This is a genomic window from Ruegeria sp. AO1 (assembly GCF_056535985.1).
The window spans coordinates 759220-771935 of record NZ_JBQFJC010000002.1 but is presented as its reverse complement, the minus strand read 5'-3'; the positions used below and the strand labels follow the sequence as shown (position 1 = coordinate 771935).

Genomic DNA, 12716 nt, shown 5'->3' with positions numbered 1-12716 from the left:
CGCCCTCAATGGCCAGCCACTTGTCAGATGCCGAATTTTTCATGACAGAGATCGGTGATCTGTTGCCAGATTGATTTGAATTCCGGCGTGTTCTCGGCTTCGTAGTGAAAGTTTTTCATCAATCCAGTGAGGTGCGTGAACACCTGCCGCACTTCGGCTTTGTCGGCGAAATCGGCTGTGGATTGGGTGACATCGTAGACCAGCTTAAAGGTCATCTTTTGCCGCTCCAAGGGCACGGTTGCGTCCACCTGGTCAAAGGCATCTTGCTGCAGGTAGACCATGTCCACAAACAGCGCTTTTTGTTGGGTGACAAAATCCTCGATGGTGACACCCTCTTCGCCGGTGACTTGCATCATTTGATCGACCTGCTCACCTTTTTCGATCAACGCCAGCAGGTCCCTGACCTTACCTGTCCAGCCGGGTTCCGCGTTCTTGTCATACCAGTCAGAAAGCTGATCTGTGTAGCGCGACCAGCTGAGCATCGGGTCAACGGCCGGATAGAACCGCTTATAGGCCCGCTCCGAGGACAGGCCGAGAAAGCATTTTACCGTAGACAGAGTGGACTGCGTGACTGGTTCATCAAAGTTTCCCCCAGCCGGTGACACAGTCCCGATCAGGGTCAAGCTGCCCAGATCGTCGTCATTGGTTTTCAACGCGCCTGCCCGTTCGTACAAACCCTTGATCGAGCTTTCCAGATAGGCCGGAAACCCCTCCTCGCCCGGAATTTCTTCCAGTTTGCCGGAGGTTTCGCGCATGGCTTGCGCCCAACGGCTGGTGCTGTCGGCGATCAGCAGAACGTCATAGCCCATCTGGCGGTAATACTCACCCAGCGTGATGCCAGTGAAGATTGAGGCCTCGCGCGCGGCGACCGGCATCGAGGACGTGTTACAGATGATGATCGTGCGATCCATCAGGCTGCCGCCGGTGGTCGGGTCGGTCATCTTGGGGAATTCGTGGATCGTCTCGACCACCTCACCAGCGCGTTCGCCACAGGCCACGACGATGACGATATCTACCTTGGCGTTCCGCGCAATCAGGTTTTGCAGCACCGTCTTGCCCGCTCCGAACGGGCCGGGAATGCAGGCCGTTCCGCCGCGAGCGATCGGGAAGAACGTATCAATCAGACGCTGCGAGGTCAGAACCGGCTCAGTTGGATAGAGGCGTTCGGACAGGGCGCGTTTAAGGATGCTCTCTGGCAAGGGGCGACGTACTGGCCATTTCTGCGACAGGGTGAGTGTGTGTTCACCGCCCTGCTCATCCTCCAGCCGAGCAACGATGTCGTGGATCGTGGCCGCGCCCTTCTGGACCCAAACGACCTTGTAGTCGCCTGTCCAATTGAAGGGCAACATGATCTTGTGGCTGAAGTGGCCTTCGGGCACCGTTCCAATGCTGTCGCCTGCTGTGACCGTATCCCCAACCTTGACCGACGGCGTGAACGACCATTTTGCCTGATCATCCAGCGGTGCAACGTCTGCCCCACGCGGCAGAAATGTTCCAAACTCGCTGGCCACCTTGGGCAGCGGCGATTGCAGGCCATCAAACACCTGCCCCAGCAAGCCCGGCCCAAGTTCGACCGACAGCAACTGGCCCGATTGTTCTACGGGATCGCCGACCGCGACACCGTCGGTACTCTCATAGACCTGCACATCCGCTGTATCACCGCGTACGCGCAACACTTCGGCCTTTAGACGCTCTTGCCTGCCGCCTGGGCCGGGGCGCGTGGGCAGGATGAAAACCACCTCGTTCTTGACCAGCTGTCCGGGTTGGCCCGAGGCGTCGGCGTTGGCTTGGATCTGCACAAGCCCCTCCTGCACCGAAACGACGCGGGCGGTGGCGGTCTGCGTGGCGGGGGTTGGGGCGGTCATGCGTATGCTCCCTCAAAGTCGATATCAGCGACATCGGCCATGGCCTGTTGCGCCAGATGTTCAAATCTCTTGGCCGCATCCTGCGCGTTGCTTTGCGCCCAGCGGTCGAAAATGTTCCATTTAAGCACGTAAATCGCCACCGCTTCGAAATCGAAGTAGTGACGAGATGCGTGCTGTTTCAGTTGCTTGTGACTGACCGATAAGAGCAACCGCTCCAGGCCCAATGGATCTTCGGCGTCCAATAACTGTTTCGCGTCCTTGATCCACGGCATCGCCCCTTCAAGACGGAAATGCGGGTCACCCCAATTCTCGGGGATGTGCCGGCTCCAACGCCCCATTCCGAATACCCCTGAAGGGGGGCTGCCGCCTTGCTTACGCAGGCGCAGTGCAGCAACGGCAGTGCGCAGATCCATGCGCTCCACAAGAACCTTCCGCAAAGTTGGTTGCGGCGTATCCTCCAATGCTTCTTTGCATCGCTTGATCGCCTGAGCATCCGTTACGTCCATGTCATAGCCGCCCCAGTTCAGAGCATGCTCCAACGCCTTCAAAACGCGCGCGTCCTCGGATGTCAGCGCCGTCAAGCGCCGCTCAAGGCGCAGGCGCGACAAGGGCGGCTGTTTGGCTACAAACAACCGTTCCGAGCCCGGTAGGCTGCTGATCAAAGCGATATAGGCGTCGGGGTCCGACATGTTAGCGGATCACCCCTTCCAGCACGGCGCGGAAACGAGGTTGCAGATGCTGCATCAGCAGCGAAGCCACGGCTTTGTCGGTCAGGTCCAGAACCACGCCCTGATCTTCGGCCCGAACTCGGATACCGCCCTGCGCGTCGTCTGCAGCATGCAATTCAACCTGTTCGCGCAGCATTTCGGCGGTCAAGCCAAGCACATATTTCGTCAACTTACCGGACTGGATGTCATCAGCGTTTTGCTTGATGTCTTCTTGCGTGGCGACCTTTGCGGGCAGGATGACCTGAATCTTGCCCTCAAGATTGGCGCCCTCAGAAGCGCGCCCGACAACCTCCAGGATCATCTGTTTCAGCAGGTCCGGGTCTGCCATTTCTTTGGTGACGAGGCGCGCCACGTCCTCTCGAAACCGATCCGTCAGACCCGCTTTCATGGTCAGAACCGCGTCCCGCATGGCGGTGTTCAGCGCCTCTTCGCCTGCCGCGCGATAGCTGTCGGAGTCGCTGCGGGCCTTTTTCTGGTAGGCATCCGCCTCACGCTTGGCGTTCGCCAGAATCTTGGCCGCCTCGGCCTTTGCATCCGCCCTCAGTTTCTCAGCATCCGCCTGCCCGGCGGCCACACCATCACTGCGCAGTTTGTCGATCAGCGCGTCAACGCCGTGCGAGATCATGCCATCCTGTGCCATCAACTGATCCCCGCGCTGATCACAAGGGCGAAGACGAAGGCGAAGACGCCAAAGCCTTCGATTATAGCGGCCGGAGCCAAGGACAGGCCGAAAATCTCAGGCTTCTCTTTCGTTGCATTGATCGCGGCGGCACAGGCACGCCCCTGCCAGATGCCGCAATACATCAGCGCGATGCCCGACAGGATGCCAATCCCGAACAACCCGCCCGCGTTTTCCGGCGTCACATCGCGGTTCAGGGTAAACATGATGACGATGCCATAGATCACCATCGTAGATGGAAAGGCCGAAACACCGACGAACCGACCATAGCCGCCCTCGGTCTCGGTCATCGCACCAATACTGGCCATGCCCGCTATCGAACAGCCAATCGCACTGGCCGCCGCGCCCAGCGCCATGGGGGCATAGATGCCCAGCCAACCCAATGTCAGAACAAGCTCATTCATTCCTGAACCTCCTTGCGGGCGAACGGACGAAAGACGATGCCTTCATCCGGCAGACCCCATTTAAAGAATTCGATGTAATTGAGACGTAACCCGTGGACGACGCCGCTCATCATGGCGAGGGCGAAGTTCAATATGTGGCCGATGATCAGGATCAACAGGCCGAACAAAATGCCGGGCCCTTTCAGCGCGTGGATCACCGAGACCGCCAGATCGTTGAATGTGATCGCAAGCGAGGCCGAAGCCAAGCCAAGCGCAAACAGGCGCATGTAGCTGAGGACATCTCCGAATGCGCCCATGGCCCCGGCAAGACCCTGCACACCGTCAATAAGTCGCCAGAGCCAGTCGATTGGTTTTTTGATCTGCCTCTCGCTGGTAAACAGCAGGATCGCCAAAAGACCCGCGCCCAATATCATCGCGCCCGGCGCTGCTGATTGGCCTTTCATGTAGCTGAGCCACAAAACAAACCCACCGATCAGCGCCGCGATCCAACCCAGGTTGGCAACCGCTTTACGCTGCCCCCATGCCGCATGCGCGGCCAGAGCGTTGGCCAGCACAAGATGCAAGACACCGACAACAATCGAGATCATCATCATCGCGCCGAAGTTATTCAGATCCAGCAGCTTGGCCTTTCCCAGAAGGGACCCATCAGGCGGCGCGACCCCAAAATAGCTCCCGACCAACACGCCATAGAGGATGGTCGCCACCGAGACGATCACACCGTAGCGCCTCCAGGATTGTTGGCTGACCGTCCCGCCCAAACGCTTCCAGAACAGCAACAGGCCCAGCAGAATGACGGCCCCGTATCCAGCATCTGCCACGATCATTGCAAAGAAGAATGCGAAAGAGGCGGCGACGATCACGCTCGGGTCCCAATCCTTGTAGCCCGGCACTTGGTAAAACAGCGCCAAGTCCACAGCAGCGCTGCGCTGTTCCGACTGCTCCAGCAATGTGGGAGGGGCGTCATTGGCGGCCGGGTCTTCGATCAGAACGGCGGCGTCTTTCGCCCCCGCCATCTCCAGAACCGCATCAATCCGATCCTCGGGCACCCAGCCTTGCAGGGCAAACACCGACTCTTCGTCGCGGACCTTCTGGGTGGCGTGGGCTAGCTCTGCCGCACTTTCAGCTACGGACAGGTTGCGCCGCATCAGCGTTAGATATCGGGTCTGCGCAACCCGTTCCGCCTCAAGCGCTTCTATCGCGATCTCTGCCTCTTCCAGCTGCGCCTCCAACTCGTGAATCGGCAAGGACCCGGTGTGCGTGCGTGGAACCGGCAGGATGTCATCGGCCGGTTCGTCTGGTGCAATCAGGACGGCATAGATGAAGCGGTGATCCTGTTCGAGAATGGCCCAAGGCAGCGCCAGATTCTCCAACGCGTCCCGATGCTTTAGGGGCAGTTGGTAGAACCACAACCGGTTGCCCGCCAGCACATCGTCGGGCGGGAAATCCAAATCCCCCCAAGGCTGCACCTGAGCAATCCGATGGGCCAGAAAATCCCGCCGGTCTGACATGTCACGCGTGCGCTGCATCAGGTCCAGCACGTCTTTGACGAACTGATCCATCTGGAACTCAGGATCGCGTTGTATTTGCCTGCGAGGCTCGGGGACATCAGTTAAAAAACGCAGCGCCTTGTATGCTTCATGCGCCCCCCGTTCGTTAACCTTTTCCGGCTCAGCTGGCGGAGGGGCCAGGGGCAGCACATGCATACAACCCAACGCCTGCAGCGCCTCAAGCGTTTCGACCTTCTGCGCCGACCGTCCCACCAACGAGAGTTTTTTGAGCCGTGCAACACTCATGACACGGCCTCCTGCGCATGTTTGCGCTTGGAGATTTTCGAGCGCACGACGGCCTGCATCTGCTCATCACTCAGATAGATGCGGATCTTCTTGATATTGGCCTTGGCGCGCGGGATAAGAACTTTTTCGAACAGATTGACCCGTTGCGTGATCGTGGCGACGGCCTTGTCGAATATCTTCACCCGCTCTTCCGCCACTTTCACCCGCAGACGCGCCTCGATCATGTCGTGCAGCAGTTGCGCGGCGGCGTCGACCCAATGGGGCTTGGCCAGCCGTGAGTACGGCCGCACCGAAACCTCAATCCGGTCAAGGGCGGGCATCTTGACGCCCACGACATTCACCTCTTTGACCTTGTAGTCTTTCAGCTCGACCAACCCGTCCAGATCAATGCCCTTCTGCGCCAGCATGGGGAGCTTCGCGCCGACCTGTTGCGCCAGATCGCTCACTTCGTCTTCGAGACGCTTTACATCTTCGCGTGCTTTGGCGCGTTCGGCCATCAACTGCTGGCGCTTCAGGTCCAGCGACGGCAGGAACCGCTCATAGCTTTTCAGCTGTGTCTGCTCGCGGGCGAGCGACGACTTATTCAGCTGCAACCGCGCCATCACCGTCCTTTGGGAAATACTTGTCGATCAGAGCTTGCTTCATCAGCAATTGTTCAGGCGCAAAACACTCGGCCAGTGTTTCCCAGCCCAGATCCAGCGCGTCCTCCAAAGGGATCGAGACATTGATGTCCATGAACCGCTTGCGAAACAGCGCACCGAATTTCAGCAGTTGGTGATCGTAGTCCGACAGATCAAAGGCCATCGCCTGTTTCTGCGCGGCATCCCGGCTTTCCGAATAGAAGCGGATCATCGTGTTCATGATCTGCCCGTGATCCTCTCGTGTGGTTTTGCCTATGACGTTTTGCTTCAGACGCGAGAGGCTGCCGAACGGGTCAATCACGCCCGAATGCAGGTAGAACTGCCCCTCGGTGATGTAGCCCGTGTTGTCCGGCACAGGGTGGGTCACATCGTTGCCGGGCATTGTCGTCACGGTCAGCACGGTTACCGACCCGCCCTTGGCATAGTCGCATGCTTTCTCGTAGCGCCGTGCCAGTTGAGAATAGAGATCACCCATATAGCCACGCTGTGAGGGGACGCGTTCCTGACTGATGCCCACCTCTTTCATCGCATCAGCATAGGCGGTCATGTCGGTCAGAAGCACGAGAACGCGCTTACCCTCTTCCACCGCGAATTTCTCGGCCACGGCCAGCACCATGTCTGGCACCAGAAGGCGTTCCACCAGAGGGTCCATGGCCTGATTGACGAACATCACAGTGCGCGAGAACACCCCTGCATCCTCGAACGAAGTCCGAAACGTGTGATAGTCATCGAAGATCAACCCCAAGCCGCCGAAGACCACGATATCCGCGTCCGCCTGTATGCCGATGCGGCTGAGGAAGGCGTTGAACGGTTCGCCCGAGACCGAAAAGATCGGGATCTTCTGACTTTCGACCAGCGTATTGAACACGTCGATCATCGGCACGTCGGTGCGGATCATCTTGTTGGGTACGGCCCGTTCGGCCGGGTTCACTGTCGGCCCGCCAATATCGATCCGCGGCTCGGCCGACAGGTCAGGGCCGCCGTCAATCGGCTCTCCCGCGCCGTCAAAAACACGGCCCAGAATATTGGCTGAATACGGCGTCTGCATCGGGTGACCCAGGAAAGTCGCTGTCGCCTCGGTCGAGATGCCCTTGGTGCCCGAGAACACCTGCAGCGTCACCACATCCCGGTCGATAAAGATCGCCTGGGCCAGCGTTTTATGCCCATCAACCGTTTCGATCACCGCCAGATCATTGAACCGAACAGCCGGTGCGCCACCATCGTCAACCGGCACACGAACCTTGATCGTGTCGCCGACAATTTCCAAAACACGTGTATACTTCAAAAGACTCTGAGACATCGCCTACCCTAAGTCGCATGTTTAAGAGTTTAAATTCTTTCCACCTTCGTGCTGCCCACCAAAGCATCAGCGCCGGAGGGATTTATATTGATCTGGCAAATCTGGTTGCCGCCAAGTAAATAGACGTTTCCAGCCTAAAGCAATGAAATCGTTTTAATTCAGACTGGATTTTGTCTTTACTCTTCGCTTTCTGGGTCGAGCTGGTGATGACTCTGACGCTGGCTTTGCCTCAGTTTCAGCATCCCCACTGTAGTCCAAAACCCGTACAAGCAGATTGGCCATTTCTTCCAGTTCTTTAGAGGGCGTTCGGACTTCACCTATGATGTGCTTGACAAGCTCGACGGCTTCAGTGCGCCGCGCTTTGTCGGGCAATAGATAAGGCAACGTGTCGACCGCGCCCTTCGGATCGAAGGTGGCGACCAGAGATTGCTCATGCAGAATACGTTGACGGTCGGTGACCGAAAGGGATTTAAACGGCGCTTCGTGGTGAAAGATATGCGCCCACCGGTGCAAAATCTCGGCACGAAAGCCTTTGTGACTGTCAGCCAATAGAACCAGTATACGAATGACCGCCTCGGGTAGACCCCCTTGCCGCATATGAGCAAGCACAGTGCTGACCTCGGGCAGATCGCGCAAAGTCGCCGGATCCGGCAGGGTACGGCGAGCTGCATTCCTTTGCCCGAACCAAGACGCAAACGGCCCGCCCCAGATGGCGAAGAATGACGCCTCATACCAGGCGTCGCGCAAATCTCGGCCAAGATCCATCGACTGCTCAATCCATTCACCAGTGAGTTTTTCCCATTTCAAAAATGGATTTTCAGCATCGGCGGGAGCGCGCTGCGCTCTGGCATTCTGCGCCAGAGTTTCGATTCCTTTCCCCAAAACTGTGCTCGAAGACATCGCAGCGCGCTGTGCACGCAATGGATGTACATCGCGCAAAGCCCGGGCCATCACCGGTGACGACAGGGCTTGCACCGCCGGGCGAGCGAAGGTTTCATAAGCTCCTGCTTGCACTTCGGACATTTGCGCCACTGCGGCAAAGCTGGTCTCATCCTGCCGACCGTCATCCAATGCTGCGACATCGGAAAGCGTACGCTCGACGAAACGAACTTCGAACGACTTATCGACCCCATCCCCTTCAATGTTATCAATGATCATCTCATAGAGACCCGGCGCCATTGCCTCGACCGTCTCAAGTGTAGACGCCAAGCCTGCGTGCTCTTTGCGCGCGACCTTGGAGGAAACAAAGATGCCCAGATGCCCCACTTCTTCATGAAGCATGTAGATGATGCGTTGGCCGCATACCCGTATTTCCTCTTTGTCCGCATAGGTTTCGGCAATCCAGTTCAACGCCTGTTGCGGCGGCGTAATATTGTCGCCATGGCTTGCAAAGACAAAAATCGGCGCTTTGATCGCCTTGAGATCAACGGGAACTCCGGGTTCCAGTTGCGCGGTATTCTTGACTAGCCGGTTTCCAACGAACAGCTGTTCGACAATCCATCGAATTTCGGCCTCGTTCAGAAGAAAGAACCCACCCCACCAGCGCTCAAAATCAATGAAGCGCTGCCTGCCAGCTTCGGGATCGCGATACAGATCGAAGTATTTTCCAAAGTAGTTTCGGCTGGGGTTTAGCTGCTCGAAATTCATCACCAGATTGGCGCCGTCGAACTTACCATTCCCCAAATCTGACCAGAACATCGGCTGCCAGGTGCCGCCAAGCATACCACCATTGTAGCGCATGGGGTTTTCACCAACCTCACCCGACCAAGGTGCAACCGGCACTCCATTAAGCACCAAAGGCCCGGTCAGATCGGGGTTGCAGGCCGCCATCAGCAATGTCGCCCAACCTCCCTGGCAATTTCCTGTCACGACCGGTTGCGGGCTTTTGGGGTGACGCGCGCTGACTGTTCGAACAAATCCAGCCTCGGCATGCATGACGTCGACTAGTGTCTGACCTTCAACCGGATCACGGCCGAAACTTACAAAATAGACCGGATGGCCCGTGGCCAGCGCCACACCGACTTGGCTGTCGGACTTGAATCCACCAATACCATCACCATGACCGGCACGCGGATCAATGATGATGTAGGGGCGTTTGTGATCGTCTACGTCTATCCCTTGCGGGGGGACGATGCGCAATAGGTGATAGTTACAGGGCCGGTCGAGTTCGGCCCCATCAACGATCACTTCGTAGTCATAGGCAAGCACTGGCGGGCAACCGGCCGCTTCATGTTCGATGAAAACGTCACCACGCTCACGCAAGGCATCCATCGTCAAGGCGACGCGCTGACCAGCATCCTTGACGTAGTCCGCCCAAGCCGAGCCAACAGATTTCGTCTGCGTGAATTGCACCGCAAGATCTCGCAGATCGCTTGTCAGGTTCAGAACCCGATCCGAATGGTATTCAGTTATTTTTTGTGCCTGAATGGTGGCGGCACGAGACAGAATTTCATACTGAACACCAGATTGATCGAGCACGTTGGAAATTGCGTCAAACAATTTGCTGTTCACGGCCGTTATGTTTTCACCCGTTGCAAGGTTCGATGCCTTTTCATTCGCGAATGAATTCCGAGCCATTGATTTATCCTTCCTCGGACGATGTTGGTTTCACCGTCGATGGGGAGTATGCCCCCGGTCAAATTGAACGCCTCGCTGCTTGCAAGAAACGATGCACAGGTCGACATCTTTGATGGTCGCGAAGTGGTGTGTGGGTGCATGCTTTGCTGCAGCGCACCAAAATTGGCTATCCCGGTGACGACACGGGTTTTCAGAAGGCCTGGCGACATCTTCGCTTTGCGACTGCAGCGCGCGTGCATAACCCCACGCGATCGACCGATCGCTCGCTACTCCGATGACGACAGCTTTTGACCTATTCAGGTGGAACATAGTGGCGCCTCGATTTCTGCAGTGCAGCATACCACTTCTCAATCGATTCGAAACATTTGAATGGTCAAACTACCTCGCCAACGCTGCGTCAAAGTCGTTCTGTAGCAAGGTTGTGGCACATTAGACTTCGCAACAATCTCTGACGGCACGCGACCGATCCATTAGAATGGACAACGCTTAAAGCTGACCACAATACGCCAATCCAGGACCGCCCCTTACCGGAGCAGACGGCATTCATACGCATCAAGTGTGGGCGTCAATTGTCGGAAGCTTCGCAACTGACCTCACAAAAAACACATCTGCCCTAGAGGCCAAACAACACCTCATTCGCGACTTTTCCAAGCATGAGGGAACAAGCAACCAATTGTTCCTCGGAAACGTACTCATCAGGCTTGTGGCCTTGTTCCGCCATAGACCCTGGGCCGCACACCACTGTCGCGATGCCAAGGTCTGACAGAACGCCAGCCTCAGTTCCGAATGCAACGTGGGTTGTTTCGCCGCCGCCAGAGGATTTGACAAGTGAGACCTCTGGCTCAGAGCTGGAGACTGACAACCCGGGGTATCCCGCCAACGCCCGAAGCGAGATTTGGGCAGCCGTTGGAAACTTGGCCAAAACCGCGTCTGCTGCCTGCTGAAGCTCGGCTTCGATCTCGTCGGGGTCATCTTCCGCCAGATGCCGGAACTCAAACACAAGCGTCGCCTTGTCGGGTACAAGGTTGAGAGCTGTGCCGCCGGACAGCTGGCCAACATGGAAGGTCGTATAGGGAACATCGTAGGCGTCGTTGCGGATCCCGGTTTGTTGGGCCTTCTGCTGCATCTGGCGCAACTTTGCGACGAAATCGACGGCAACATGGAGTGCGTTGACAAATTGCGGGGCGAGCGCGGAATGTCCGGCCTCTCCTTTAATGTCGGCGCGGTAGGCACGCTTGCCTTTATGGCCGATAGCGACCTTCATCTCGGTCGGCTCGCCTACAATGGCCAGTCTGGGACGCTCCAACAGCGACGGCAGCTGCTTTTTCATGCGTGAAATCCCGACGCAGCCGATCTCTTCGTCGTAAGACACCAAGAGCTTTAGGGGCGTTTTCAGCTCCCGACCGTGCACGGCATCGGCGAGGGCCAACATCTCAGCCAGAAAGCCTTTCATATCGGTCGTTCCACGCCCGTACAATCGGCCTTCCTGTCGGGTAAGTTTGAAGGGGCTTACACTCCAATCCTGCCCCTCAACTGGCACCACGTCGGAATGCGCAGAGAGTAACAGCCCACCTTCAACAGATGGCCCGATTTCTGCAAAAAGCCCTGCCTTAGGTTCGTCAGGATCCACGATGCGCTGCACCCGAAAGCCGCGATTGCGCAGAAAGTCTTCGATATAGGCGATCATATCGAGGTTGGATCGGGCACTGACGGTTTCAAAGGCAACCAGACGCTCCAGAACCTCTAGTGAGACACTCATGAAAGCGCTTCTCCTCCGATGGCGCGGAAGGCGCCCGCGCGGGCCTGAGCTTGCGCATAGTCTATGAACGCAGACACCGTACGCGACTTTTCCGCACCATGGGTGGTCAAAAGGCCCATTCTCAAGGACCGAACCGGCCCGGTAATCGGCACGCAAACAAGCGGATTGCCGTCCGGTGATGTATTGCTTTGCGGGCGCACATTGGCGATGGAATAGCCAAAGGCGTTCCCAACCATTGAACGCATCACGGCCATGTCTCGCGTCAGCTCCACGATACGAGGCTGGCGCGAGGATGCCGTAAACAGCGACAGGAAGTAGTCGGTACTGATCGGCAAATCGAGGAGGATCATTGGCAGGTCCGCCAGATCATCAATGGATACGGATGTCCGTGTCGCAAATTCATGCCCGGCATGCAGCAATGCAAAAGGGTTCAGGCGCACCAGCCCGATGAAATTCAGATCGGTTGGAATATCCATGTCATAGGTCAGCGCAATGTCGATCTCGGACCGTTGCAACGCGTTGAATATCTCTGCCTGGTTCAGTTCTTTCTGGGCGATCCTGACATCGGGAAATCCGGTTTCAAACCCGCGCCGCAACCGCGGTAAAACAAGTTGCGCAAAGGTCAGGAGGCAGCCCACCGCGAGAGGGCCGCGCGCCGTACCTGAAATATCGGCCGCAATGTTTGCGATCTCTCTTGCGTCATTTAGGACCTGGCGGGCTTTTTCAAGCACCCTTTGCCCACCTTGTGTCAGTGACAGGCCCTGCGCGTGTTGCCGTACGAACAGCGAAATCGCCAACTCCTCTTCAAGCTGGGTGATGGCCGATGAGATCGACGGCGAGGAGACGTTCAACCGGTCTGCGGCCCGCGCTATACTGCCTGCTTCGCCAACCGCAACGAGGTACTCCAACTGCCGGAGGGTCAGACGCGGCACGCAGACGCTCCTATTTTAGAGACGTTGGCAGAGGTCTT

General features: G+C 57.3%; 10 protein-coding genes. All 10 read right to left on the bottom strand.

The window, feature by feature from the left end:
* Positions 1 to 23: 23 nt before the first annotated feature.
* A complete protein-coding gene (locus ACR3FB_RS21575) occupies positions 24 to 1865 on the bottom strand; it encodes a V-type ATP synthase subunit A (RefSeq protein ID WP_425084637.1) in 1842 nt (613 codons plus the stop codon).
* Positions 1862 to 2554: a hypothetical protein gene (locus ACR3FB_RS21570; protein ID WP_480565304.1), complete on the bottom strand. Its 693-nt coding sequence runs from the start codon at positions 2552 to 2554 to the stop codon at positions 1862 to 1864. Before ACR3FB_RS21570 ends, ACR3FB_RS21575 begins: the two co-directional genes overlap by 4 nt.
* Position 2555: 1 nt before the next feature.
* Positions 2556 to 3233, bottom strand: coding sequence for a hypothetical protein (locus ACR3FB_RS21565; RefSeq protein ID WP_425084639.1), 678 nt, complete (start codon positions 3231 to 3233; stop codon positions 2556 to 2558).
* The gene (locus tag ACR3FB_RS21560; protein ID WP_170324458.1) at positions 3233 to 3676 is read right to left on the bottom strand and encodes an ATP synthase subunit C; all 444 of its coding nucleotides are present in this window, start codon (positions 3674 to 3676) and stop codon (positions 3233 to 3235) included. The genes ACR3FB_RS21565 and ACR3FB_RS21560 overlap by 1 nt, the downstream gene beginning before the upstream one ends.
* Positions 3673 to 5469, bottom strand: coding sequence for a V-type ATP synthase subunit I (locus ACR3FB_RS21555; RefSeq protein WP_480565301.1), 1797 nt, complete (start codon positions 5467 to 5469; stop codon positions 3673 to 3675). The genes ACR3FB_RS21560 and ACR3FB_RS21555 overlap by 4 nt, the downstream gene beginning before the upstream one ends.
* Complete coding sequence (locus ACR3FB_RS21550; RefSeq protein WP_170380336.1) at positions 5466 to 6071, bottom strand: V-type ATP synthase subunit D; 606 nt, start codon at positions 6069 to 6071, stop codon at positions 5466 to 5468. The genes ACR3FB_RS21555 and ACR3FB_RS21550 overlap by 4 nt, the downstream gene beginning before the upstream one ends.
* Positions 6049 to 7410, bottom strand: coding sequence for a V-type ATP synthase subunit B (locus tag ACR3FB_RS21545; RefSeq protein WP_480565298.1), 1362 nt, complete (start codon positions 7408 to 7410; stop codon positions 6049 to 6051). The genes ACR3FB_RS21550 and ACR3FB_RS21545 overlap by 23 nt, the downstream gene beginning before the upstream one ends.
* Before the next feature lie 153 nt (positions 7411 to 7563).
* Positions 7564 to 9987, bottom strand: a complete 2424-nt coding sequence (locus ACR3FB_RS21540; RefSeq protein ID WP_480565295.1) for a DUF3141 domain-containing protein — start codon at positions 9985 to 9987, stop codon at positions 7564 to 7566.
* A 613-nt stretch (positions 9988 to 10600) separates the two neighbouring features.
* On the bottom strand, positions 10601 to 11746 hold the full coding sequence (gene argE / locus ACR3FB_RS21535) for an acetylornithine deacetylase (protein ID WP_170692644.1): 1146 nt from the start codon (positions 11744 to 11746) through the stop codon (positions 10601 to 10603).
* A complete protein-coding gene (locus ACR3FB_RS21530; RefSeq protein ID WP_480565292.1) occupies positions 11743 to 12678 on the bottom strand; it encodes a LysR family transcriptional regulator in 936 nt (311 codons plus the stop codon). The genes argE and ACR3FB_RS21530 overlap by 4 nt, the downstream gene beginning before the upstream one ends.
* Positions 12679 to 12716 lie beyond the last annotated feature (38 nt).

Coding starts and splice junctions, on each gene's coding strand:
- ACR3FB_RS21540 (WP_480565295.1), bottom strand. CDS start 9,987: ATGGCTCGGAATTCATTCGCGAATGAAAAGGCATCGAACCTTGCAACG.
- ACR3FB_RS21555 (WP_480565301.1), bottom strand. CDS start 5,469: ATGAGTGTTGCACGGCTCAAAAAACTCTCGTTGGTGGGACGGTCGGCG.
- ACR3FB_RS21575 (WP_425084637.1), bottom strand. CDS start 1,865: ATGACCGCCCCAACCCCCGCCACGCAGACCGCCACCGCCCGCGTCGTT.
- argE (WP_170692644.1), bottom strand. CDS start 11,746: ATGAGTGTCTCACTAGAGGTTCTGGAGCGTCTGGTTGCCTTTGAAACC.
- ACR3FB_RS21545 (WP_480565298.1), bottom strand. CDS start 7,410: ATGTCTCAGAGTCTTTTGAAGTATACACGTGTTTTGGAAATTGTCGGC.
- ACR3FB_RS21570 (WP_480565304.1), bottom strand. CDS start 2,554: ATGTCGGACCCCGACGCCTATATCGCTTTGATCAGCAGCCTACCGGGC.
- ACR3FB_RS21550 (WP_170380336.1), bottom strand. CDS start 6,071: ATGGCGCGGTTGCAGCTGAATAAGTCGTCGCTCGCCCGCGAGCAGACA.
- ACR3FB_RS21560 (WP_170324458.1), bottom strand. CDS start 3,676: ATGAATGAGCTTGTTCTGACATTGGGTTGGCTGGGCATCTATGCCCCC.
- ACR3FB_RS21565 (WP_425084639.1), bottom strand. CDS start 3,233: ATGGCACAGGATGGCATGATCTCGCACGGCGTTGACGCGCTGATCGAC.